Raw genomic sequence first — 26,539 nt, forward strand, 5'->3', positions numbered from 1 at the left:
GCCGCGAGGATCGCTCCTCGCGGCATAGTTTTACGCAATTAACAGTTGATGATTTGCCAGCAGCGTAGCCAGATCGGTCTGCACGCCGTTCAGCGTGACCAGCGTTGTGGGTGAGAACTGGCCGCCGCTACCGTCCAGGTCAACCTGGATTTCGGTATTGCTGCCGTTTTGCACCACGCGGATGTAATCGGTGATATTCCCCGCACTGCCGTCCAGCGTGGCGACCCCGTTCACATAGCTCGCTGAGCCCGTACCGGTGTAGCCGCTGCCTGAAAGCAGGTCGCGCAGGTCAATACGGTCCGTATCCGCCGTGCCTTCCCAGGTGCCTACCGTAAAGCCGTTCACCACATCACTGCCGTTACCGCCTGTGGCATTGGAGGCGTTGATCAACGTATAGAGCAGCGTATCGTGACCGCCGCTGCCAATATTGAACGTGTCGTTACCGCCACGGCCTTCGAACTGGTTGTTACCGCTGTTGCCGGTAATGACATCGTCAAAGTCCGAGCCGTTAATGCCCTCAATGTTCAGCAGGCGTGAGGTACCAAACCCGGTGTCCTGCGCGGTTGAAAGACGCAGGTCGACGGTCACGCCGGACGTCGCATTGCGGTAGTCCACCACGTCCATCCCCCCGGTGTTGCTCCAGGTGTCGTGATCCGAGTGGGTCGTCCAGCCGCCGGAACCGTTATAGGTATACGTGCCGTCCTCGGCGATAAAGGTGTCGTTATACCCGGTACCGGTAAGCGTCCCGCTGTGCCCTCCGGTTGCTGCTTCGGCAGTGAGGACGTAGCCCTCTTTGCCGTTGCCGGCTTCCAGACCGCTCCAGGTGACGTTATCCGACACGCCATTGGTGATTTTCAGGATCTCGGCCGAGTAAGTTTCATTCGGATCCAGACCGTAGAAACTCACCAGTGCAGAGGTATCGTTCGAACCGATACCGGACTGGGCGTTGATGATCTGCGAGGCCACCAGTACGCCCGCCGCGTTATACAGATTGACCGTATTACCGTAGTAGGCGTTGATACCCTCACTGTCGACAATGTGCAGATGCATCGCCGTGCCGTCGGCAACGGTTTTGCTGTTTTGCACCAGCACCACTTTGCCGTTCTGCTGCGACACCAGCAGATCCTGCGCGCCGTCCCAGTTGTAATCCACGGCGGCCACACCGGTGACGTTCGCCAGTCCGGAAGCCAGCTGACTTGATGTCCAGCTTGAACCGTAACCGTTGTTGGTAAACAGGGTTGCGGTCTGCGATCCGCTGTAGGTACTGAGCTTGATGACGTCCATCTGGCCGTCAGCGTTCCAGTCCACCGCCACCGACAGATACCCTGCTGACGCGTTAGACGCCTCAACCGCGCTCTTGGTGGTGGACAGTTTCCCGGTACCGTCGTTGTAGTAGATCACCCCGCCGTTGTTGTTGTAGCTGCTGCCCAGGTACAGATCCATGTAGCCATCGCCGTTGAAATCCGCCCACGTCATCGACGCCGCCGTGGTGGTATTCGCCACGTTTGCCACAAACACGTTAGTCAGGTTCTGACCGAGGGATAACGTCCCGTTACCGTTGTTGTTAATCACGGTAAGCGAGTACGCGCCGCTGCGGTTGGTGTGCTGAACCACATCCACGGTGCCGTCGTTATTCAGGTCGACGCCGGAGATTTCACGCATGGTGGTGAATTGTCCCCAGAACCCGGCGCCGCCATAGTTCCCATCCGGCGTGAGCACCCCCTTGTTGTTAATAAGGTAGGTAATGGAGTCCGCACCGGCATCGCCATACGCAAGGTCCAGATACCCGTCACCGGTTTTATCGTAGGCAATGACACCGCCATACCAGATAGTGGTTCCCATACCCAGTTGGCTGGCGTTGTAAGTGCTGCCATCGTAGGTCCACATCACCTGTGTAGACCCGCCGTAGGTGGTTTCAGTCGCAAAGATGTCCTGCGTGCCGTTACGGTCGAAATCGGCGGCGGTCTGGCTTACGGCAGGGAAGCCACGCGTATTGGTTAGCGCGTTCGCCGCGTAGGTTGAATCATCACTGCTGGAATAGGACTGTCCGTTAGCAATGATATTCCACAGGCCGCTGCTGTTCATGCCGACGGTCATGGTCGAGTTATCGCTGTTACCCGCCGTGGTGGCCCAACTGGTATTCACCGTTGTGGTATCAATCACCAGGCTGCCGCTCGCCGTCCCGGTGGTATTGCCGTTACCCGCACTGCTCTTCACCTGTGCCGTTACGTTATAGCTGGCAACGCTCAGTGCATCGCTGTCCGGGATCTGCAGATACCAGGTGTTGTGATCCGGGTCGACCACCACCGCGCCGCCCGTCTGCGACGTGTAGGTTTTACCGTTCACATTCACCACCAGGTACTCGCCGTTCACCAGATCCGCGGAGACCGTTCCGCTGACAATCGGCGTGGTATCCGATGTTGTCTGCGCGGTAATTGCCGCCGTGGTGGTTGGGATACTGGTATCGACGTTCAGTACAAACCCGTCCGATTCCGTATAGTTACCGGCTTTATCGGTTACTCGCAGCATATACGTATGATTGCCATCGCTCAGGCCGTTATCCTGGAAGGACCAGCTTGCGCTACCGTTCATCGTGACTTGGCCCAGCAGGATCCCGTCACGATAAAGCTGCACAATCTCACCGTCATCCGGCGCGCGGTTCAGCGTTCCGTTGATCAGCGGCGAGCTGTCATCCGTCGCCATCGCGCTGCCAAAGGAGCCCAGACGCTCACCTTCGTCATCGGTATAGCTCACCACGGTTCCCACGGTGGTTGGCGGCGTGGTATCCACCGTCACCACCTGCGATGAGGTTGAGCCCACGTTGCCCGCCTGGTCGATAATCCGCACCTGATAGGTGTAATCACCATCAGCCAGATCGCGGGTATCGGTGTAGCTCCAGCGCTGGTTGGTTACCGTTGCATCTGTCCAGGTATTCCCGCCGTCCAGGCTAATCTGCACGCGTTCATCATTGGCCAGCGCGCTGCCAAGCGAGCCGTTGAGCGTAAGCGTGGTGTCCATGGTGATGAAATCAGTGCCGGACTGCCCGGTATCTTCACTGATGCTGTCAATGGTGATGCCGTACTGAGGCGCGTGGGTATCAACCGTGACCGTCTGCGACGTGGTTGCCCCGACGTTACCGGCCAGATCGACCACCCGCACCTGATAGTTGTAGCTACCGTCGGTCAGGGTACGCGTGTCGTTATAGCTCCACTGTGTGCCATTCACCGTCGCGTTAACCCAGGTGGTGCCGCCATCCATACTGACCTGAACATACTCGCCCGCACCGGGTTGCGCCCCCAGCGTCCCGTTCAGGGTGTATGACGTTGAACTGGTCAGGAAGTCGTTGTTGTCAAAGCCGGTATCCACGGTGATGTTATCCACGGTCACCGTAATCGCCGCATCCGGGGCGACCGTATCGACGGTCACCTGCTGATGGGCACTGGATCCCACGTTACCTGCGGCATCCACCACGCGCACATAATAGTCATAGGTGGCATTACCCAACGTACGGCCGTCCACGTAGTACCAGCTGTTGCCGGTGACAATCACATTCTGCCAGGTCACGCCACCGTCGATGCTGATTTGCGCATATTCGCCGTCAGCCAGCGTCGCGCCGAGCGAGCCATGCAGCGTCAGCGAGGTATCATGGGTGATAAAGTCGCTGCTGCTCAGGCCAGTGTCATCGCTGATGCTGTCAATGGCGATGGTTTTACTGGCATCGGGTGCCACGGTATCAATGGTGACCACCTGGCTGGTGGTGGCGCTGATATTGCCCGCATCGTCAATCACGCGAAGCTGATAGTTATAATCGCCGTCCGCCAGCGTGCGGGTATCAACCCAGGTCCAGCTGAGTCCGCTGACGCTGACGTCCGTCCAGGTTACACCGCCATCGAGGCTGATTTGCGCGTGATCGCCACTCCCCAGCGCCGCACCGAGCGTCCCTTTCAGGCTGATCTGGTTATCGCTGGTGATAAAGTCGCTGCCAGACAAACCGGTATCCTGACTGACGGAATCGACCGTAATGGTCGTCGCCGCAGGCGCGGTGAGATCCACCACCACGTTCTGGCTGTCCGTTGCCCCTACGTTACCCGCGTTATCAATCACGCGGACCTGGTACTGATACGTACCGTCCGTCAGGGTGCGGCCATCGGTGTAGCGCCAGGTGGTGCCCGTGACGGCCAGGTCAATCCAGCTCGCCCCGCCGTCCACGCTGATCTGCGCTTTCTCGTTATTGCCGAGCTGCGCGGTCAATGAACCGTTAACAATAATCTGGCTGTCGTTGGTGATGAAATCACTCGCGCTCAGCCCGGTATCGTTTTGCAGGGCGTCGATACTGATCCCCATTGACGGCGCGGTCAGATCCACGGTCACGGTATGATCGTCGCTGGCAGTGTTACCGATGGTGTTACTCACCTGGGCATGGATCACATACGATCCTCCGTCTGCCAGCGCGGTCACGTCTGCACTGCCTACGGTGTAGTTCCAGCTACCGTCAGCCTGCACGGTTGTGGTGTAGGTTTTGCCGTTCAGGGTGATGGTCACCGTCTGGCCCGCAGGCGCGTCGGTGGTACCACTGACCACCAGAGGGATACCATGTTCAGCGGCGCTGACGATATCGTCCTGCGCAAAGGTGTGGATAGTTATGGTCGGGACATCACCGTTCAGCGTCACGTCGTGCGTCGCGCTGCCCGGGTTACCGGCCTTATCGTTCACCGTCGCCGTTAGGGTGTAATTCCCGTCACTCAGGCCGAGGAAATCATGCCCCGGCACAAAGACCGACCACGAGCCGTCCGCCCCCACGGTCGCCTGATAGTTGTGATCGTTGAAGGAAACCGTCACCGTCTGGCCCTGTTCCGCCGTGGTGGTGCCGCTGATGGTCTGGCCTGCCAGCTGCTCAGCGTTATTGACAATATCGTCATCCGCCACAGTGCCGATGGTTACGGTTGGCGCCACGGTATCCACCGTCAGGGTGTGAGCGGTCTGTCCGCTGTTACCCGCTTTATCGTTGACTGAAGCGGTCAGCGTCAGCGCCCCTTGATTCAGGGCCGCCAGGTCGGCGGCTGGCACATCCAGCGTCCACGTACCATCGTTCGCCACCGTTGCGCTGTAGGTTTTACCCCCCAGCGTTACGGTAACGGTCTGCCCGGCTTCCGCGCTGGTAGAACCGTGCACGGTCAGCGGCTGCTGTGCTTCTGCTGCATTTAACACGTCGTCGCCAGAGAGCGTATTCACACCGATCACCGGCGCGGTGGTATCCACGCTGATGCTGTGCGTTGCCGACGCGCTGTTGCCCGCGCTGTCCTGGGCAGCAACGGAGACAGAATAATGTCCGCCATCGGTCAGTGCGCCCACATCAGCAGCCGGCACGGTAGTCGTCCAGGAGCCGTCGCTCTGAATGGTGGCGGTGTAGCTTTTACCGTTCAGGGTTACCGTGACCTGCGTCCCGCTGGCAAACTGCGCGCTCGAGCCGTTAATCACCAGCGAGGTGCCTGCTTCTGCCGCGTTGATCACGTCGTCGCCGGCAATGGTATTCACGGTCAGCGCCACCGAGGCCGTGTTGACCACCACATCATGGGTCTTCGTGCTGCTGTTGCCCGCACTGTCGGTAATGGTTGCGCTGAGGGTCGCAGTGCCGTCAGCCAGCGAGGAAATTACGCTGGCCGGTACGCCCACACTCCAGTTACCGCTCGCATCTACCGTTGTCGTGTACTGATGAGACCCGACGGTAATCACCAGCCTGTCGCCGACGTTTGCACCGGTTGCACTACCGCTGACGATCTGCGCCTGCGCATGCTCCACGCTGTTGATCACATCATCAACGGCGACCGCGTTAAAGCTGATAACCGGTGGCGTGATGTCAAGGGTAATGGCTTTAGCCGCACTGCCTGGGTTACCGGCCGCATCGCTCACGCTAACCTGTACGGTGTAGCCGTTGTCGGCCATCGCGGTCAGGTCGGCCCCGGGCACATTCACACTCCACGTGCCGCCTGCCTGAACCTGCGCGGTGTACTGCTTATCACCGAGCGCTACGGTGACCGTCTGACCCGCTTCTGCCGTGGTGGTGCCGGTGATGGCCACACCTGCAGACGCTTCGCTGGCGTTGATCACGTTGTCGCCGGCAACCGTATCAATCGTCACGCCAGGCGCGGTCGCATCGACGCTGTATTCGCGCCCTGCTGAGGCGCTGTTGCCGTTCACGTTGGTGACGCTCACCTGTACGCTGGCATCGCCCTCTTTCAGACCGGCCAGGTCAGCAGACGGTACCGTCGCCGTCCAGTTACCGCTGGCATCAACGGTGGCCGTGTAGTGCTTGCCGCCAAAGATGATGCTGACGGTCTGGTTGGCTTCCACGTTGCTGGTGGTGCCGGAAAGCAGCAGATCTGCCCCTTTCTCCGCCGCGTTAATCACATCGTCAACGGCAATGGTATCAATGCTGATGGCGACGGTCGCCAGATCAACAGTGACGTCATGGCTGATGGTCACCGGATTGCCCGTGGTGCTTTGGCCTGCAACGGTAACGGTTACCGTTCCTGCCGGCAGCGCGCTTACATCCGTCGCCGGAATAGCCGCGTTCCAGGTCCCGTCAGCCAGTACGGACGCCGCATAGGTTTTGCCGTTCACCGTTACCGTAAGCATGGTCCCCGCTGCCAGCCCATCGCTGGAGCCGCTGACAATCAGGTTCTGACCATGCTCGATGCTGTTAATCACATCGTCGCCTGCCACGGTATCGACTCGCAGGCCCGGCAGGCTGGCATCGATGGAGATATCACGCTCGCCGGAACCGGTATTGCCGTGCCCGTTGGTAACCGTTGCGGTGACGGTCAGGTCGCCATTACCCAGCGCGGTCAGCACAGACTGCGGGACGTCAACGGACCAGCTCAGATCGCTCTGTACCGTTGTGGTGTAGGTATTGCCACCGACAGAGACCGTCACGGTGTTACCCGCTTCGGCGTTCACCACTTTCCCGCCGATCGTCTGGCCTGCCGCCACTTCCGCTGCATTGATGACGTTGTCACCGGCCACGGTGTTGATGATGACGGTCGGCAGCGCGGTGTCGACCTGCAGGTTCGCCGTATTGCTGACGCTGTTTCCCACGGTGTTCGTCGCGGTTGCGCTCAGGGTGTAGTTCGCCTCACCCAGCGCGGCCAGATCCGCTGCCGGTACCGTCAGGCTCCAGTCGCCGTCCGCCGCGGTTGTTGCGGTGTACTGTTTGCCGTTCAGGGTCACGGTGACCAGGGTGCCTTCCGCAAGGTTAGCGCTGGTACCGCTGACGCTCAGATCCTGACCTTTCTCCACCGCGTTCAGCACGTTGTCGCCGCTGAGGGTACTGAAGCCCACGGAAGGCAGCCCGGTATCGACGGTCACGTTATGGGTGCCGGATCCGGTATTGCCCGCGGCATCGGTGACGCTGACGCTGACCGTCACGGTGCCATCCTGCAGCGCGGAAATCACGTTCGCCGGAACGCCCACGCTCCAGTTGCCCGCGGCGTCCAGCACGGTGGTGTAGGTCTGGCTGCCAAGGGTCACGGTGACTTTATCGCCCGCCGCCGCGCCGGTGGCGGAGCCGCTGACGATCTGCGCCTGCGCATGCTCAGCCACGTTAATCACGTCGTCGCCCGCCACGGTGTTGATGGTCACGACCGGCACCGTCACGTCAACAGCCAGGTTATGATCCACCGAGACCGGGTTACCCGCCTTGTCACTGACGGCGGCCGTCACGGTCACGCTGCCGTCCGTGAGCGCAGCCAGGTCGGCTGCCGGAACGTCCAGCGTCCAGTTGCCGTCTGCCCCCGCGGTGGTGGTGTAGTTCTTCCCGTTCAGGCTCACGGTGACCGTCTGGCCCGCTTCGGCGGTGCTGGTACCGGACACCGTCAGGTCAGCTTTCGCTTCGGTCGCATTCAGGATGTCGTCAGCCGCCAGGGTGTTAATCGTTACGGACGGCGCGGTGGTGTCCACGCTGTACTCGCGGCCCGCAGACGCGCTGTTGCCGTTGACGTTGGTGACGCTCACCTGCACGCCGGCATCGCCCTCTTTCAGACCGGCCAGGTCAGCAGACGGTACGGTATAAGTCCAGTTACCACTGGCATCGACAGTGGTGGTATAGATTTTACCGCCCATGGCGAGGGAGACGGTCTGTCCGGCTTCCACGTTGGTGGTCGCACCTGACAGCACCAGATCGGTCCCTTTTTCCGCCGCGTTAATCACGTCATCGGTAGCGATGGCGTTAATGCTGATCGCCACGGTCGCCAGATCCACCGTCACGTCGTGGCTGATGGTCATCGGGTTGCCCGTCGGGCTATCACCGGTAACGGTAATTTTCACGGTGCCTTCTGGCCACGCGCTGACGTCTGCAGCCGGAACGGCTGCGTTCCAGGTCCCGTCCGCCAGTACGGATGCCGCATAGGTTTTGCCGTTCACCGTTACCGTAAGCATGGTCCCCGCTGCCAGCCCATCGCTGGAGCCGCTGACAATCAGGTTCTGACCATGCTCGATGCTGTTAATCACATCGTCACCTGCCACGGTATCGACACGCAGGCCCGGCAGGCTGGCGTCAATGGTGATATCGCGTTCGCCGGAACCGGTATTGCCGTGCCCGTTGGTGACGGTGGCCGTCACGCTCAGTCCGCCGTTACCCAGCGCCGTCAGCACCTCTGAAGGCACGTTGACGGACCAGGTCAGGTCATCCTGTACCGTCGCCGTCCAGCTGTTACCGCCCATCGTAACGGTGACGGTATTGCCCGCTTCGGCGTTCACCACTTTCCCGCCGATCGTCTGACCTGCAGCCACTTCCGCCGCATTGATCACGTTGTCACCGGCCACGGTGTTGATGATGACGGTCGGCAGCGCGGTATCGACCTGCAGGTTTGCCGTATTGCTGACGCTGTTCCCCACGGTATTCGTCGCGGTTGCGCTCAGGGTGTAGTTCGCCTCACCCAGCGCGGCCAGATCCGCTGCCGGTACCGTCAGGCTCCAGACGCCGTCCGCCGCGGTTGTTGCGGTGTATTGTTTGCCGTTCAGGGTCACGGTGACCAGGGTACCTTCCGCAAGGTTGGCGCTGGTACCGCTGACGCTCAGATCCTGACCTTTCTCCACCGCGTTCAGTACGTTGTCACCACTGAGGGTACTGAAGCCCACGGAAGGCAGCCCGGTATCGACGGTCACGTTATGGGTGCCGGATCCGGTATTGCCCGCAGCATCGGTGACGCTGACGCTGACCGTCACGGTGCCGTCGCTGAGGCCAGAAATCACATTCGCCGGAACGCCCACGCTCCAGTTACCCGCGGCGTCCAGCACGGTGGTGTAGGTCTGGCTGCCAAGGGTCACGGTGACTTTATCGCCCGCCGCCGCGCCGGTGGCGGAGCCGCTGACGATCTGCGCCTGCGCATGCTCAGCCACGTTAATCACGTCGTCGCCTGCCACGGTGTTGATGGTCACGACCGGCACCGTCACGTCAACAGCCAGGTTGTGAGCCACCGAGGCCGGGTTACCCGCCTTGTCACTGACGGCGGCCGTCACGGTCACGCTGCCGTCCGTAAGCGCCGCCAGGTCGGCTGCCGGAACGTCCAGCGTCCAGTTGCCGTCTGCGCCCACGGTAGTGGTGTAGTCCTTCCCGTTCAGGCTTACGGTGACCGTCTGGCCCGCTTCGGCGGTGCTGGTACCGGACACCGTCAGGTCAGCTTTCGCTTCGGTCGCATTCAGGATGTCGTCAGCCGCCAGGGTGTTAATCGTTACGGACGGCGCGGTGGTGTCCACGCTGTACTCGCGGCCCGCAGACGCGCTGTTGCCGTTGACGTTGGTGACGCTCACCTGCACGCTGGCATCGCCCTCTTTCAGACCGGTCAGGTCAGCAGACGGCACCGTCGCCGTCCATTTGCCGTCGGCATCCACCGACGCCGTATAGGTTTTACCGCCGAAGAGGATGCTGACGGTCTGATTCTCCTCCACGTTGGAGGTGGTGCCAGAGAGCACCAGGTCCGCGCCCTTCTCAGCCGCGTTAATCACATCATCCGTGGCAATGGCGTCAATCCCGATGGCGACCGCCGCAAGGTCCACCATCACATTGTGGCTAATAGACACCGGCGTACCGGCGCTGTTCTGCCCCTCAACGGTGACAGCTACCGTGCCTGCCGCCAGCGCGCCAACATCGGCCGCCGGAATAGCCGCACTCCAGGTGCCGTCAGCCAGCACGGTGGCCGGATAGGTTTTATTATTTACCGTTACGGTCAGTGCGGTTCCTGTCGCCAGTCCTTCGCTGGTGCCGGTCACGATCAGGTTCTGGCCATGCTCGATGCTGTTGATCACATCGTCACCCGCCACGTTATCCACGCGCAGGCCCGGCAGGCTGGCGTCGATGGTGATATCGCGCTCGCCGGAGCCGCTGTTGCCCACGCCGTTAGTCACGCTGGCGGTGACGGTCAGTTCGCCGTTACCCAGTGCGGTTAATACGGACTCCGGTACGTTGACGGACCAGGTCAGGTCATCCTGCACCGTTGCGGTCAGGGTGTTACCGCCGAGGGTCACGGTGACGGTGTTGCCCGCTTCGGCATTCACCACGGTACCGCTGAGAGTCTGGCCGGTCGCCAGCTCCGCGGTATTGATAATATCGTCGCCAGCCACGGTGTTGATGGTGACACCCGGCAGGACAGACTCCACGTTCACGGTGTGAGTCACGCTGGTACTGTTGCCAACAGCATCGGTTGCAGACGCCGTGAGGGTGTAGATCGCTTCACCCAGTGCGCCGACCTGATCCGCCGGAACGGTAGCCGTCCACAGCCCGTTATCATCCACCGTCGCGCTGTAGGCTTTGCCGTTCAGCATCACGGTGACGATCGCGCCCGCCGCCAGACCTGACGCGGTGCCGGTGAGGGTGAGATCCTGCGTTTTCTCGGTGCTATTGATGACATCGTCGTCTGAAACGGTGTCAATGGTCAGCACCGGAGCGGTAAGGTTGACGGCCACGTCGTGAGTCGCACTGTTGCTGTTGCCCGCTTTATCGGTCAGGGTCGCGGTGATGGTGTGATCCCCGGCGGCCAGAGCAGTGACGTCGGCCGCAGGCACTCCCACGCTCCAGTTGCCCGCGGCATCCAGCGTGGCGGTGTAAGATTTATTATTGATGGTGACGGTGACCACATCACCCGCTGCCGCGCCGGTGACAGACCCGGTGACAATCAACGCCTGCGCGTGCTCAACGCTGTTGATGACGTCGTCATCCGAAACGGTGTGAATGGTCAACTGTGGCACCGTGATATCCACCAGCACGTCACGATCCACCGAGGCCGGGTTACCCGCTTTGTCGGATACCGCCGCGGTGATGGTGTAGTTTCCGTCGGTAATGCCGCTCAGGTCGGTTGACGGTACGCTCAGGCTCCAGCTGCCATCCGCCTGCACGGTGGTGGTGTAATCCTTGCCGTTCAGCGTCACGGTCACGGTCTGTCCCGCTTCCGCGTTTGTGATGCCGTTAACCACCAAATCCTGCTGCGCTTCAGACGCATTAATGATGTTGTTGTCGCTGACAATGTCGATAGAGACCGTCGGCGCGGTCGTATCCACGCTGTATTCACGGCCCGCTGACGCGCTGTTGCCGTTCACGTTGGTAACGCTAACCTGCACGCTGGCATCGCCCTCCTTCAGGCTGCCTAAATCAGCAGAAGGCACGGTAGCGGTCCAGTTACCGCTGGCATCCACGGTCGCGGTGTAAGACTTGCCGCCGAAGGTGAGATACACGGTCTGGTTGGCTTCGACGTGGGTGGTGGTACCCGACAGGACCAGGTCCGTGCCTTTTTCCGCCGCGTTGATCACGTCGTCGGTGGCAATCGCATTGACGCTGATCGCCACCGCGGCCAGATCGACCGTGACGTCATGCGCGATCGTCACCGGGTTTCCTGCGGTGCTCTGACCCTCAACGGTTACCGTCACCTTGCCTGCGTTCAGCGCGCTGACGTCGGCGGCCGGGATCGCTGCCGTCCAGGTTCCGTCTGCCAGAACCGTCGCGGCATAGGTTTTACCATTGACGGTCACCGTCAACGCAGAGCCGGTTTTCAGCCCATCACTGGAGCCGCTAATAATCAGGTTTTGACCATGCTCGATGCTGTTAATCACATCGTCGCCCGCCACGGTATCGACCCGCAGACCCGGCAGGTTGGCATCAATGGTGATGTCGCGGCTGCCGGAGCCGGTATTGCCGTGACCGTTAGTGACGCTTGCCGTCACGGTCAAATCGCCGTTGCCAATGGCCTTCAAGACTTCAGGCGGCACATTGACCGACCAGCTCAGATCATCCTGAACGGTGGCGGTCCAGGTGTTGCCCCCCATTGAAACCGTGACAGTGTCACCACTTGCGGCACCGCTGACTTTTCCGCTCAGGGTCTGTCCCGCAGTCACTTCCGCCGCATTGATGACATCATCAATGGCGACAGCGTTAATGGTCACCACCGGTAGTGCACTGTCGACAAGTGCCTGATGGCTGGTGCTCGCGCTGTTGCCTGCGGTATCGGTCACGCTCGCGGTAACGGTGTAGTTCGCTTCGCCCAGCGCCGAGACGTTTGCTGCCGGTACCGTCACGCTCCAGTTGCCGCTGGCGTCAGTCGTGGCCGTGTAGTTAATGCCATTCAGGGTCACGACGATCGTGGTGCCGTCCGGCTGGTTGCTGGTGCCGGAGAGTTGCAGATCTTCGCCTTTCTCGATGGCATTGATCACATCATCGCCCGCAACGGTATTGATAGCGATAACCGGTGCGGTCAGGGAAACCGCAATCTCATGCGTCTGCGTGGTGCTGTTGCCCGCTTTGTCGGTGAGGGTCGCAGACATCGTATGGTCGCCATTGCCCAGCGCGCCCGCGTCAGCCGCCGGAATACCCATACTCCAGTTGCCGGACGCGTCCAGCATTGCGCTGTAATTTTTACCGTTCAGCGTCACGGTGATCACGTCGCCTGCCTGTGCCCCGGTGACTGTGCCAGAAACGATCAGCGCCTGACCGTGTTCAGCAATATTCAGAATGTCATCACCGGCAACGGTGTTGAAGGTGATCTGCGGCACGGTAGTGTCCACCAGCACAGACGCATCCGTGCTGGCCGGGTTACCGGCTTTATCCGACACGGTCGCCGTAACGACGGCAGTGCCGTCGGTGATACCGGCCAGATCGGCTGCCGGCACGTCAAGCGTCCAGCTGCCGTCAGCCTGTACCTGTGCGGTGTATTGATTGCCATTAAAGGTCACCGTGACCGTCTGCCCCGCTTCGGCAGTCGAGGTGCCGCTCAGGGTGAGATCCTGTGCCGCCTCTGCCGCATTGAGCATGTTGTCGTGACTGACCGTATTGATGGTGACCGCCGGCGCAGTGGTATCGACGCTGAATTCGTGTGACGAAGAGGCCGGGTTGCCATTCACGTTGCTCACGCTCACCTGAACGCGGGCATCGCCCTCTTTCAGGCCGCTTACATCCGCAGCCGGAACGGTGTAAGCCCAGTTGCCATTCGCATCCACGGTGGTGGTGTAGCTTTTGCCACCAAAGGTGACCGTCACCGTCTGACCGGCTTCGACCCCAGACGTGGTGCCGGAGAGCGCCAGATCGTGTCCCTTCTCCGCCGCGTTCAGCACGTTATCAGGGGTCACGCTGTTAACGCTTATCGCGACCGGGGCGAGATCGACATCCACCACGGTCCCGATATTCACCGGGTTGGCGGAAGCATCCTGTGCGCGGGCTGTAATGTTGAGAGGACCGTCCGGCCACTGGCTGACATCCGCCGCAGGCACAGCCGCTTTCCAGGTTCCATCGGCCAGGACCGTGGCGACGTACTCAATGTTGTTAATGGTCACGGTAACGGTGCTGCCCGCGGCCAGATCGGTGCTGGTACCGGAAACAATCAGATTCTGACCGTGCTCGATGATATTGATAACATCGTCGCCCGCCACGGTATCAATACGCAGACCAGGCAACTGGGCGTCGATGGTGAAGTCCAGCGCGGCAGAACCGGTGTTTCCGTGCGCATTCGTCACGCTGGCCGTAACCGTCAGCTCACCGTTACCGAGCGCGGTTAACTGGCTCTGGGTTAACGGCAGGCTCCAGGTAAGATCGTCCTGCACCGCAACGGTATACGTCTGGCCGCCCAGGGTAAGGGTGACAATGTCGCCTGCCGCCGCGTTGGCGACTTTCCCCGTCAGGGTCTGGCCTGCCGCCAGTTCCGCCGCGTTGATGATGTTATCGCCCGCCAGCGTGTTGAGCGTGACCACCGGCAGCGAGCTGTCTACCAGCACATCGTGCGTGGCCGACGCGCTGTTACCCACACTGTCCGTGACGCTCGCCGTCACCGTATAGTGCGCCTCGCCCAGCGCGCTTACTGCGGAGGCCGGTACGGTAACACGCCAGTTACCGCTGGCATCCGTAATGGCGGTGTAGTGAATGCCATTCAGGGCCACGGTGATCGGGGTGCCTTCTGGCTGGTTGCTGGTTCCGGAAAGCAGCAGGTTTTCGCCTTTTTCCGTGGCGTTAATCACGTCGTCCGCCGCCAGAGTGTGAATACCTATCTGCGGCGTCACGGTATTAACCACCACCTCCAGCGTGTTGCTGCCGGTGTTGCCAGATTGATCGGTCACAGAGACCGTAATCGTCCAGGTTCCGTCCGCCAGGCCCTGTACCACAGACGCAGGCAGGCCGAGGCTCCAGTTGCCCGCCGCATCCACCACGGTGGTGTAATCCACGTTATTGATGGTCACCGTGACCCAATCACCCGCTGCCGCTCCGGTCACGGAGCCGCTGAGGACCTGCGCCTGGGTATGGGCAAGCTGGTTTATGGTATTGGTATCGGTGACAAAATCGTTAATGGTCACCTGCGGTACGGTGGCATCCACCAGCCCGACGCGATCCGTACTGCTGCTGTTACCTGCCACATCGCTCACGGTTGCCGTTACCGTGACGGTGCCATCGGCCAGTGCGCCGACGTCCGCAGCAGGTACTGTCAGTTGCCAGCTACCGTCATGTTGAACGGTAGTCTGGTAGGTTTTACCGTTCAGCGCGACGGTGACCGTCTGGCCCGCCTCCGCCGTGCTGCTACCGCTTAACACGATATCCTGCTGCGCTTCGGCGGCACTGATGATGTTGTCATCGGTCAGATTATTGATCGTGATGTCCGGAGGCAGCGTATCGACCGTCACCACGCGCGACGCATCGGCGCTGTTGCCGTTAACGTTCGTCACGCTGACGCTCACCTGCGCGCGGCCGTCAATCAACGTTTCCATGGCGCTGGCCGGTACGGTCAGGCTCCAGGAGCCGTCCTGCTGCACCTGCGCGGTATAGGTCCGATCGGCGAATTTCACCACCACAGTCTGCCCGGCTTCCACGCCCTGCGTCTGGCCAGAGAGCGTGAGATCGCTGCCTTTTTCCGCCGCGTTCAGCCGGTCATCACCGGAGATGACATCAACAGTAACCGCCACGGCGTTCAGGTCGAGTTCGATCGGATGTTCAGCGGCAACGGCATTGCCCCACGCATCTTCTGCACTGACGTGCACCGCGATATGGCCCGGCGTCCAGGACTGGAGGTCGCTCGCCGGGACACCAATCTGCCAGCCACCGGTGGCGTTGACCACGGTGACATAATCGACGTTATTGATGGTGACGGTGATCTGCGTGCCTGCGGCCAGATGGCTGCTGGAGCCGGTCACGGTAAGATCCTGATGCTGCTCAATGGCATTGATCACGTCATCACCGGAAAGGGTGTTAACGCGCAGACCCGGCAGCGCCGCGTTGATATTGATTTCGCGCTCGCCGCTGCCCGTATTGCCGTGGCTGTTGGTGACTGACGCGGTAATGGTCAGGTCGCCGTCGCCGAATGCCCTGAGATCCACAGACGGGATAGTAAGGTTCCAGGTCAGATCGCTACCCACGGTGGCGCTGTAATGCTTGCCGCCAACGGAAACAGACACCGTATCCCCTGCCGCTGCACCCGTGACACGACCGCTGATCGTTTGATCGGCGGCCACTTCGGCGTTATTCACCCGGTTGTCGCCGGCAAAGGTATTGATGACCACCTGTGGCAACACGGTATCAACCAGCAGTGTGGCCTCTGCTGAGCCGCTGTTGCCCACGCTGTCGGTACCGCTGACGCTGACGGTGTACAGCGTGTTCGCCAGTTGCAGGACGTCGGAAACCGGTACCTGAACTGACCAGCTCCCGTTCTCGACAACGGTTTGATAATTGACGTTGTTCAGCGTCACGGTGATGGCGCTGCCGTCTGGCAGCGTGCTGGTGCCGGTCAGACTCAGCGGCTGCATAGCCTCCTGAGCATTGAGAACGTTATCCTGGCTGATGGCATGAACGGTAAATTCCGGTGGGTTACCGCTCAGCGTAATGCCGTGTGTGGCGCTGCCGGTATTGCCCGCGGCATCGGTAACGGAAACCGTAATGTTGTGGTTGCCTTCTCCCAGCAAGCCCACCACAGACGCAGGCACACCCACGCTCCAGCTGCCGTCCGCCTGCACCACACCGGTGAAGGTCTGACCGCCAACGGTTACGCTCACGACATCCCCTGCTGCGGCGCCGCTCGCCGTACCGGAAATAATCTGCGCCTGGCCCTGCTCGCTGGTATTGAGGATATTGTCGTCAGCAACGGTGTTAATCGTCACGACCGGGGCGGCGGTATCCACGGTGAAATCGACGGTCGTGGAAGATCCGTTCCCCGCTTTATCGCTGACGTTCACCGTTAGCGTATGGTCGCCATTCGCCAGCGATTGCACCTCGCTGGCGGGCAGCGTAACGGACCACGTGCCGTTGCTCCCCACCGTGGCGGTATGATTTTTCCCGTTGAGCGTTACCGTCACAATCTGGCCGGCTTCCGCATCGGTTTTACCGGTGAGCGTCAGCGCCTGGTTGTGCTCAGCCGCGTTGATGACGTTGTCCTGCGCAATCGTATCAACAGAAAGCGCTGGCGCGTTGGTATCCACACCTATCGTCTGGCTGCCGCTCACGGTATTGCCCGCGGCGTCTTTACCGCTGACGTTCACCGTCCAGGTGCCGTCACCCAGCGCCTGTGCATCCGCGGCAGGCACGTTTACGCTCCATGCCCCGCCGGCCCCCACTTCCGCCGTGTAGGTTTTGCCGTTCAGCGTGACGGTAAGCCCGGTTCCCTGCGCCAGATTTTTGCTGGTGCCGGACAGCGTAAAGCCAGCGGAGTGTTCGCTGGCATTGATCACGTTGTCACCGGTCGTTGTCCCCAGCGTGATGCTGGCGTCAGCGGTAGAAATTGTGACGGTAATGCTGCCCGCCTGCGTCGTTTTGCTCCCGTCGATTTGCACGACAGACCAGGTATGTTCGCCGTCAGCCTGAGTCGGGAGTTTTACGGTCCAGGTACCCTCTTTCCCGACCATGGTGCTGGCAATGGTGCTTCCGCTGCTGTCTTTAACCTGAATGGTCGCCCCCGGCTGCCCGGTACCGCTAAAGGTTGGGGTGTTGTCGTCCGTGATCTCTTTTCCACTCAGCACACCCTGCTTATCACCCGCGTTGTCCGTCAGCAAAAAGGTCGGCGTCGCGCTTTCAACATCTTTGGTGTTGTCGATGACTTTAGTTTTGGTTTCGCCGTCACCCCCGTGCGCCAGCAGTGCGCCAATGGCACCGCCGCCCAACGCAGCGCCTGCAATCCATCCCCATGGCGCGTCATTGAGAACGCTTCCCTGCTCAAGGAAAGGCTCAATGCTGGCAACCGGCGTAGCCTGCGCGGTTAACTCGGTAACAGCAACGCCAGACGCTTCCTCGGCATCGGCAAAAGAAATATGCGTCAGTTCCTGCTGATCGTTGAAGACCAGTTCTGATTGATTATGGGTCTGTGGATCTTCAACAAAATAGTTATTGCAGCGAATAACGCTGCCGTCTTTCATATAAATAAGCAGGTCTTTACCCTGGCGAACATAACGCACAACATCCTGAGCAGAACCCTGAATTTCAATCACACTCGGCGAAGAAATAGAAACCGACAAATTACCCTCACCGGTTAATTTCGTTTTCTCGGCCGTTTTGCGAATGATGACATCAACAATTTTTACGTTACTCATTTTCCTCTCCTTGCAGGTGTCCGGATTCCTGTGGATATGTCCACCAAATGGATGTAGCTATCCCTGGGAAAAAGCACCCATTATTTTCTTACTTATTTCGCACAAAAAGACGCGTGTTTTTTAACTCAAATCAGGTAATTTTGCGGCAGCGTTTTTCTCTATGCCGATCATTGGCATCAAATTATCAACGGCAGATGCGTAATTAATCGCCGAACTCCAGCCATCATATTCAGCCATTATTTTGGCTGAGGTGGCTTGCCAGACATCCTGTTCAACGCTGAGCAGATCGTTAATGCTCCGCTTGCTCAGGGTATATTCATTTCTGTAAACATCCCGGGCGCGTAACGCGCTTTCCAGCTGCAGCTTCCCCGCCTGCATTCTCCCCTGCGCGCCGGTCCAGTCAGCCTGCGCGACAGAGGCTTTTTGCAGGACATCGAACCGCGCCTGGTCAACCTGAGACGATGCCATGGCCCTTGCCCCTTCAGCCTGGCGAACGCGGGCTGAAACGGCACCCCCCTGGTATAGCGGTGCGTCAATATTGAGCTGAATCTGGTCATCCCAGTAAGAACGGTTGTCGGACTCGTAGCGGGTGCGGCCTCCTTTCAGGCTTAACGTCGGCCAGTGCTGAGACTTTGCCGTTGCCACGCCATACTGAGCTGAACGCTCCATATTCTGTGCGGCCATGACCGCGGGAATGGCCGAGTAATCAATGCGATTAAGCGAATCTTGCTCAACGGCAAGCTTCGCCGGTACAGGTGAATAGCGCTCGGCCTCCATGCCAGTCAACACCGCAAGCCGTGCGCGGGCGCTGTTTAACGCCGCGTTATACTGCTCGACCGTGGCCTGCATACCGGCAATGCGCGTGCGCGTCTGAAGCTCGTCAGAGGTTGAGCTGACGCCTGCGTCGGCGCGGAGTTTGGCCAGTTGTTCAACGTTTTTGAGCGCCTGAACGTTCTCTTTGGCGGCCTGCAACAGGTCGGAATAGCGTTTGACTTCTACGTAGCTGAGCGCCGTTTTTTCCGCCACCGCAGACAAAGTGCTCATCAACTGGTAACGATAGCTATCGCGCTGCGCCGTGGACTGGTCGATGCTGTTGTTGGTCTTGCCAAAATCGTATACCAGCTGCGTCAGACTCAATCCCCAGGCCGCAGAATTTCGCAGCGAGCCGCTGGAATCGGTGGTCTGGCTATGGCCGGTGCTACCGTTTAACGATATTTGTGGCATCCAGCCGCTGCGTGCTTCATCTATTTGTGCCTGACCTATTCCCAGTTGCGCGGCCTGCTGGCTAATCGACGGATCGCGATCGATGGCAAAAAGAATACTCTCTTTTAATGTTGTCGCAGCAATCGGAGCAATCCCCACCTGGCGGCTATTCGCAGAGGCCGTATTAAAGGCCAACGAAATTAATGCCAGGGCGACTGGAAATCTCAGCAACATATTATTTCGCATGATAGTCATTTTTATCTCCCTGACTCTGAATGACGCTTAAATATTTACCCCTAAAGGGGTATAAATAATTCGACAAATATCTTACATGGGTCCGAATAAATATTGGACAAACGCTCCCCAACCCCATTTCCATTGGAGATGAGAGCCGACCATATTCTTATGACAATAAGAATTTACTTATTTCTTTAACTGGTTTGCAGCATAACAAAATGCGCTATAGGCAACTACACCCACAATGTTAATGTGGTGTTACAGATAAGAAAAAAGATGGGGTTTCTGGACAAAACCTTAAAAAGGGGCTTTCAAATGAAACAAATAAAGTCTTTGTTATTTAAGTAAAATTTTAGAATCGCCGGATGCACATTTTTGCGTTAATTTCAGCATGCGTCAGACACAAAGATTTTCAAAGAAATGTCAGCTTAAGTAACCACAACGCCATATACAACATTAATATCTATTAATATAAAAATATACAGAATTTACTGCTATTTATTAATTTCATTAAAGCATTAATGATTGCATATTGGTATCACAATGGTTATATCCGCCAGTGTGTTTAATAAAACACAACAATAACATTGCTGTTAACATTTGGAATGAATCACTCACACCGTATTAATAACATTTTAATAATAACCAATGTGAACAATACCGGACATTGATACTTACTGGCGATCAACACCCTTCCCTCTGCGGTAAAATGCTGTAATATGCAACTTATTGCGACATTTTGCGGGATTGATCCATGCACAAAACGGCCAGACAAAAATATGTGCTTGATATCATTAGTGAGCACGGGCAGGCCAGCATTACGGAACTGGCGGACAAACTGCAGGTCTCAGCGGACACCATCCGCCGGGATCTGACCGATCTCGAGAAACAGGGGCTGGCGCAAAAGAACCACGGCGGGGCAATTGCCCTGAATCTGTCGGCCATGAATCGTCAGGGGCGCAATACACTGCTGCCCGAAACCAAACAACGTCTTGGTAAACAGGTGGCGCAGGCTGTTCCGCCAGGTTCGACGCTGTTTCTGGATGCGGGGAGCACGGTAATGGCTGTCGCCTCGTTCCTGAAGGGACCGCTGACAATCATCACCACCTCGCTGGATATCGCGTGGCACTTCAGCGACCGTGACGATATCGAACTGATCCTGCTCGGCGGAAAATGGGACCACAAGCAGCGACTGTTTGCCGGCAGCGCCACCCTCTCCCTGCTGTCACGCTACCGCGCGGATATCGCCATTCTGGGAGCCTGTGCAATCCATGCTGAACTCGGTCTGAGCGCCGGAAAAGAGGCCGATGCCGAGGTCAAACGGGCGATGCTCGCGGCCAGCCATGAGCGCTGGATTGTCGCCGACCATCTGAAACTAAACCGCTGTGAACCGTATCTGGTCAGCGGATTATCCAACATCCAGCACCTCTTTTTAGATCGTCCCTGGCCTGAGCTTGGGGACCCTGGCGCAATGCACATTACGGTTTGCGCGAAATAACGTGGAGAAGGTCATGAGTAAAGAGAAGACAATCAACATTGCGCTGATCGGGTATGGATTTGTAGGCAAGACCTTCCATGCCCCGCTGATCCAGTCCGTGGACGGCCTTAAGCTGGCGGTGGTTTCGTCTCGTGATGAAGAGAAGGTTAAACGCGATCTTCCTGATGTTCAGGTGGTGGCAACCCCGGAAGAGGCAATTCAGCATCCCGATGTCGATCTGGTGGTGATTGCCTCCCCTAACGCCACCCACGCGCCGCTGGCAACGCTTGCCCTGAATTCAGGCAAACATGTGGTCGTAGATAAACCGTTCACACTCGACATGCAGGAAGCCCGCGACCTGATTGCCCTGGCGCAAGAGAAGCAACTGCTGCTCTCCGTCTTCCATAACCGCCGCTGGGACAGCGACTTCCTCGGCATTAAGCAGGTTATTGAGCAAGGAACCCTTGGCAAGGTCAAACACCTTGAGTCGCACATTGACCGTTTCCGCCCGGAAGTGCGCGTGCGCTGGAGAGAGCAAAACGTGCCCGGTAGTGGTCTGTGGTTTGATCTGGGGCCGCACCTGATTGACCAGACGCTGCAGCTCTTTGGACTGCCACAGTCGGTACAGGGCAATATCGCCACGCTGCGTGACGGCGCGGAAATTAACGACTGGGCACACGTGGTCTTAGATTATCCGCAACATAAAGTGATTTTGCACTGCAGCATGCTGGTGGCTGGCGGAACGGCACGTTTTACCGTTCACGGCGATAAAGGCAGCGTGGTGAAAGCCCGAATCGACCAACAGGAAGCGCAGCTGCTGGCGGGCGTGATCCCCGGCAGTGAGGCCTGGGGCGAGGACAGTGACAGCATGGTGTTCTTTGGTGCAAACGGTGAGCCGCAGACCGTTACCACGCCGAAAGGCGATCAGCGTCAGTACTACATCAACGTGCGTGATGCGCTACTCGGAAAAATCACCAATCCGGTTCATCCGGTCGAGGCGCTGGCGGTGATGGCGGTACTGGAAGCGGCCGTGAAATCCTCAGAGACGGGCACCACTCAGGCGCTGGAGTTAACCCCGGAAGAACGCGCTCAACTGCAATAAAACGCTAAAAAAAAGCCCTGCAGACTGCTGCAGGGCTCGCGGTTATGGGTTACTGGCGTTTTTTTGGCATCATGCGCAGGAGGGTGTTGTCTTTCCAGAAATAGTGATGCATCAGCGCCGCCATCGCGTGCAGACCAATCACAACGTACCCCACGTTGGCCAGCGTCTCGTGCCACTCTTTCAGAACGTCGACCAGAACAAAATTCGATTCTGCCGCGTGCGGCATCACCAGACCAAAGGCTAACCAGTCAGTACCGCGGTTATACATCATGACAATACCAATCAGCGGCAGCGCGATGAACAGCAGATACACCACCAGATGGCCAAGATGGGACAGTCCGGTCACCATCGGTTTTGGCTTCGGTTCAATCGGCGGTGCGCGGAATTTAAGGCGAACCACTAAACGCGTCACCATCAACACCAGTACAGAGATGCCGCACGAAACGTGGATCATGTTGATTACCGGCCGGGCGGTGCGTGGGAAGAAGCCTTTGAACTCCATCGCGCAGTAGGCGACGATGATTAACAAAAACACCAGCCAGTGGATAGCAATTTGCAGGCTTGTATATTTAGTACGCATGAGATTTCCTGATAAATAACCGATATCGCGCCAACATAATCCCCTTTCCTTAAAAATTCATTAATTTTTCTGTATGGTTTTTCAAATACTTCCCCTCGCATGAAGCTTCTTCAATTGCCGCCCTGTCCGTGATGGTCTAAGCCTGGATGAGTTCAAACTGTCGCAAAGACGCGTTCACAGGAGTACACCATGAGTAAAATTGGCATTAACGGATTTGGACGCATAGGACGCCTTGTCCTGCGTCGCCTTCTTGAAACCCAGGACAGCAACACCGTCGTCGCCATCAACGATCTCACCTCTCCCAAAGTGCTGGCCTATCTGCTCAGGCATGATTCCAACTACGGTGGCTTCCCGTGGAGCGTAGATTTCACCGAAGACGCCCTGATTGTTGACGGAAAAACTATCGCCGTGTACGCCGAAAAAGAGGCAAAACATATCCCGTGGAAAGCCGCGGGCGTGGATATCGTCGTGGAATGCACCGGCTTCTACACGTCGGCAGAAAAATCACAGGCACACCTTGAGGCCGGTGCCAAAAAAGTGCTGATCTCTGCCCCTGCCGGTGAGATGAAAACCATCGTGTATAACGTGAATGACGATACCATTGACGCCAGTGATACGATTATTTCCGTTGCTTCCTGTACCACCAACTGCCTCGCCCCACTGGCAAAAGCCCTGCACGATGCGTTTGAAATAAAAGTGGGCACCATGACAACCATTCACGCCTATACCGGCACGCAGGCGCTGGTGGATGGCCCGCGCGGGAAAGATCTTCGCGCCTCACGTGCCGCGGCGGAGAATATTATTCCGCACACCACCGGGGCGGCCAAAGCCATCGGTCTGGTGATTCCGGCCCTCAGCGGCAAGCTGAAAGGCCATGCCCAGCGCGTACCGGTGAAAACCGGTTCAGTGACCGAGCTGGTCTCGATTCTGGGTAAAAAGGTCACCGTTGAGGAGATCAACGCCGCGCTGAAAAAAGCGACGCAGGGGAATAAATCTTTTGGTTATACCGATGAAGAGATTGTTTCGTCTGATGTGATTGGCTCTCACTTTGGTTCTGTCTTTGACGCCACACAGACCGAAGTTTCAGAGGCTGGCGATCTGCAACTGGTGAAAACCGTCGCCTGGTATGACAACGAATACGGTTTCGTCACCCAGCTGGTGCGCACGCTGGACAAATTCGCCTCGCTGTAATGCCGGTCCCCTCTCCGCGGAGAGGGGAATACCGCAAACGACCTCTGCTCAGAGAAGCGACCGGTGGTTCAGGGCATCTGTAAGCACAGGATCCTGCTTTAACCGTGCCCACGCTGCAGTCACCTCGTCGGGGAATTCAACGTGTGCAATAAAATCACGCCCGGCCGGGCCATAGCCGTTCATGTCATCACAGAGTCGCGGAAGCTCGCCTAACATGAGCGAGAGGTAACGCTCTACCGGCCAGAGGCCAGCGCTCTCCCCGCTGAACACCAGCCCGTTTTCGCCATTTTTCAGCACCGGTGTATAGCCCGGGTGGCTGACCCACTGCGGCGAAGCAGACTCGTCACGGCACACGCGGGCAAAGGTTGCCATCGTGCGGCGCTGCATGGTCGGATCCTGCACGACCAGCACGCGCCCGGACGTCTGTTGATGCTGTTTGAGCATGTTCCAGCTAAAACGCGCGTTTTCTCCGCAGTTGGTTGATTGATCGTCAACCCACACGCGCGCATCAGGGATCTGCCAGAACTGGCGGGCAATATCGGCCAGAATACGTGCTTCCGCTCGCCCCGTTACCGGGACAGTGTGATAACGCGGATGCTGAGCGATGGCCGCATACAAAAACGCGGTCGAATGGCCAATCCCTCCGCTAATCAGTAACGGAACGTCGTGTTCAGCGGCAAGACGGCAGGCAGCGTCGATAGTCGGCATCACCGCGTTTCCGGCCAGAATAACCCTGTCAACCGCCGCCACGTCGCGGGTATCGCCCAGATCATCCTGTGCCAGCCACTGGCCGACCGTGTTGATTGCCGCCAGGGTTGACTCCGGCAGAAGGGGAAAATGCGTCTGAACCATGGTGATGTCCTCAGTTGCTCTGGTTCAGATTAACGACTTCAGATCGACAAAACAACGGCCTTTCGGGCCGCTCTTTTTCCTTAACCTGTTCTTCAACATTTGATTAACCTGCGAAAATCATATTCACTTGAATTATCATTTGCGGCAAACGTAGAATCGTTAGCCCACTCATTATTCAATTTTTTCTAAGGTAAAAGACGTTATGCGCCTGCCCGAACGCGACCCTTATGCTCCTCGCGAGTGGCAGCCTCATGAGAAACCCGCCCTGTTGGGTTCGCCCTCCACGCCAGAACACAGCACGCCAAAACGGATTGCCTACGGGGTTGTCGGTCTGCTGGTGTGCCTGACGGGGGCGCTGGGTAATGCGGTGGTCACCGCCAATCTGCAAAATCTGCAGGGGACCTTCGGGGCCTGGTCGACAGAAATCGCCTGGCTCCCGGCGGTGTATGTAATGACCAACATCTCCATCAACCTGCTGCTGGTGAAATTCCGCCAGCAGTATGGTTTGCGCGCCTTCACGGAAGGTTTTCTGGTGCTGTATGTGCTGGTCACCTTTTTCCACCTGTTTGTAAACGATCTCAGCTCCGCGCTGATGGTGCGTGCCGCACACGGGATGGTGGCCGCCGCGCTCAGCTCCCTCGGTATTTACTACCAGATACAGGCCTGGCCCGCGAAACACCGTCTGAAGGCACTGACCATCGGGATTACCGGGTCATCGCTCGCCATCCCCCTCGCCCGCCTCTTTTCGACCGAGCTGCTGCAGCTTGACGAGTGGCGCGGGCTTTACTTCTTTGAGCTCGGGCTGGCGCTCATTTCACTGGCCTGCGTGATAGCGTTGAAATTGCCTCCTGGCGACCGGCGCAAGGTCTTCGAGAAAAAAGACTTCATCACCTTCTTTTTACTGGCCCCGGGGATGGCGCTGCTCTGCGCGGTACTTTCCTTAGGCCGTCTTTACTGGTGGTTTGAAGCGCCGTGGATCGGCTGGTCGCTGGCATTAGCGCTGGTATTAATCGTGTCTGCGATCGTGTTTGAACATAACCGTTCTAACCCGTTGCTGAATACCCGCTGGCTGTCGAGCGGCAGCATCGTGCGTCTCGGGCTCATTATGCTGCTTATCCGCATCGTGCTGGCGGAGCAAAACACCGGCGTTATCGGCTGGCTGCAGTATGTCGGCCTGCAGAATGAGCAGATGACCCACCTGGCGTGGTCTATTTTTGCCGGTATTGTCTGCGGGATTGTGACCAGCTGTTTGACCATCAAGCCCACTAAACTGGCGTGGCCGATCATTACCTCGCTGGCGCTCATGATTGTTGCCTCCCTGCTGGACAGCCAGTCGAACAACCTGACCCGCCCGGACCAGCTGATGCTCAGCCAGTTCCTGCTGGGCTTCGGCAGCGCCTTCTTCCTCGCGCCCGCCATGCTGGCCGCGATTGGCGGGGTTATCGCCGATCCGCGCAACCTGGTGAGCTTCTCGGTGATGTTTGGCATGAGCCAGAACCTCGGCGGCCTGCTCGGCTCTGCCATCCTGGGGACCTTCCAGACCTGGCGCGAGAAATACCACTCCAGCATGCTGGCCGATCAGCTCACAACCCTGAACCCGCTGGTGAATGACCGTATTCAGGCTTACACCGGGCTGTACCGGAGCCTGATTGGCGACAGCTCGCTGCTGGGCACCCAGGCCATCACCCAGCTGCAAACGGTTTCATCGCTTGAGGCAAATATTCTGGCTTATAACGATACTTATTTACTGACGGCGAGCATTGCCGCCGCCACCCTGGTCTGGATTTTATGGCGCTTGCTGCGCCTGCGCCTGACTGCCCGTATGGCCCTGAAGAAGGCAACAGGCAACAAGTAATGAATA

The 26,539-nt window shown here is 58.4% G+C and carries 8 protein-coding genes; 4 read left to right on the forward strand and 4 right to left on the reverse strand.

The features are described 5' to 3' along the window. Positions 1-30: 30 nt before the first annotated feature. Both AM410_RS19765 and AM410_RS19770 read right to left on the reverse strand, forming a co-directional pair. Positions 31-18,036: an Ig-like domain-containing protein gene (locus AM410_RS19765; protein ID WP_108648303.1), complete on the reverse strand. Its 18,006-nt coding sequence runs from the start codon at positions 18,034-18,036 to the stop codon at positions 31-33. Positions 18,037-18,156: 120 nt separating this feature from the next. After that, on the reverse strand, positions 18,157-19,494 hold the full coding sequence (locus tag AM410_RS19770) for a TolC family outer membrane protein (RefSeq protein WP_014169981.1): 1,338 nt from the start codon (positions 19,492-19,494) through the stop codon (positions 18,157-18,159). A 736-nt stretch (positions 19,495-20,230) separates the two neighbouring features. Here AM410_RS19770 and AM410_RS19775 point away from each other — a divergent pair. Beyond that, positions 20,231-20,974, forward strand: a complete 744-nt coding sequence (locus AM410_RS19775) for a DeoR/GlpR family DNA-binding transcription regulator (protein ID WP_020884208.1) — start codon at positions 20,231-20,233, stop codon at positions 20,972-20,974. 13 nt (positions 20,975-20,987) lie between these two features. Beyond that, positions 20,988-22,055: an oxidoreductase gene (locus AM410_RS19780; protein ID WP_108648305.1), complete on the forward strand. Its 1,068-nt coding sequence runs from the start codon at positions 20,988-20,990 to the stop codon at positions 22,053-22,055. Between the two features lie 49 nt (positions 22,056-22,104). On the opposite strand, the gene cybB is transcribed toward AM410_RS19780, so the two are convergent. Then, on the reverse strand, positions 22,105-22,635 hold the full coding sequence (gene cybB / locus AM410_RS19785) for a cytochrome b561 (protein WP_108648307.1): 531 nt from the start codon (positions 22,633-22,635) through the stop codon (positions 22,105-22,107). 189 nt (positions 22,636-22,824) lie between these two features. On the opposite strand from cybB, the gene gap reads away from it, so the two are divergent. Next, the gene (gene gap, locus AM410_RS19790) at positions 22,825-23,826 is read left to right on the forward strand and encodes a type I glyceraldehyde-3-phosphate dehydrogenase (protein ID WP_020884211.1); all 1,002 of its coding nucleotides are present in this window, start codon (positions 22,825-22,827) and stop codon (positions 23,824-23,826) included. 48 nt (positions 23,827-23,874) lie between these two features. Here the strand turns inward: gap and AM410_RS19795 are convergent, their stop codons facing one another. After that, positions 23,875-24,678, reverse strand: coding sequence for a YdcF family protein (locus AM410_RS19795; RefSeq protein ID WP_073396729.1), 804 nt, complete (start codon positions 24,676-24,678; stop codon positions 23,875-23,877). 202 nt (positions 24,679-24,880) lie between these two features. On the opposite strand from AM410_RS19795, the gene AM410_RS19800 reads away from it, so the two are divergent. Continuing rightward, complete coding sequence (locus tag AM410_RS19800) at positions 24,881-26,533, forward strand: MFS transporter (RefSeq protein ID WP_032681063.1); 1,653 nt, start codon at positions 24,881-24,883, stop codon at positions 26,531-26,533. The last annotated feature ends 6 nt before the right edge of the window (positions 26,534-26,539 follow it).

This window comes from Enterobacter cloacae complex sp. FDA-CDC-AR_0164, from assembly GCF_003071645.1.
Classification (GTDB): Bacteria; Pseudomonadota; Gammaproteobacteria; order Enterobacterales; family Enterobacteriaceae; genus Enterobacter; species Enterobacter ludwigii.

Bases quoted from the DNA above. Each gene is read 5' to 3' on its own strand.
- AM410_RS19780 (WP_108648305.1), top strand. From the start codon at position 20,988: ATGAGTAAAGAGAAGACAATCAACATTGCGCTGATCGGGTATGGATTT.
- AM410_RS19795 (WP_073396729.1), bottom strand. From the start codon at position 24,678: ATGGTTCAGACGCATTTTCCCCTTCTGCCGGAGTCAACCCTGGCGGCA.
- AM410_RS19765 (WP_108648303.1), bottom strand. From the start codon at position 18,036: ATGAGTAACGTAAAAATTGTTGATGTCATCATTCGCAAAACGGCCGAG.
- AM410_RS19800 (WP_032681063.1), top strand. From the start codon at position 24,881: ATGCGCCTGCCCGAACGCGACCCTTATGCTCCTCGCGAGTGGCAGCCT.
- gap (WP_020884211.1), top strand. From the start codon at position 22,825: ATGAGTAAAATTGGCATTAACGGATTTGGACGCATAGGACGCCTTGTC.
- AM410_RS19770 (WP_014169981.1), bottom strand. From the start codon at position 19,494: ATGACTATCATGCGAAATAATATGTTGCTGAGATTTCCAGTCGCCCTG.
- AM410_RS19775 (WP_020884208.1), top strand. From the start codon at position 20,231: ATGCACAAAACGGCCAGACAAAAATATGTGCTTGATATCATTAGTGAG.
- cybB (WP_108648307.1), bottom strand. From the start codon at position 22,635: ATGCGTACTAAATATACAAGCCTGCAAATTGCTATCCACTGGCTGGTG.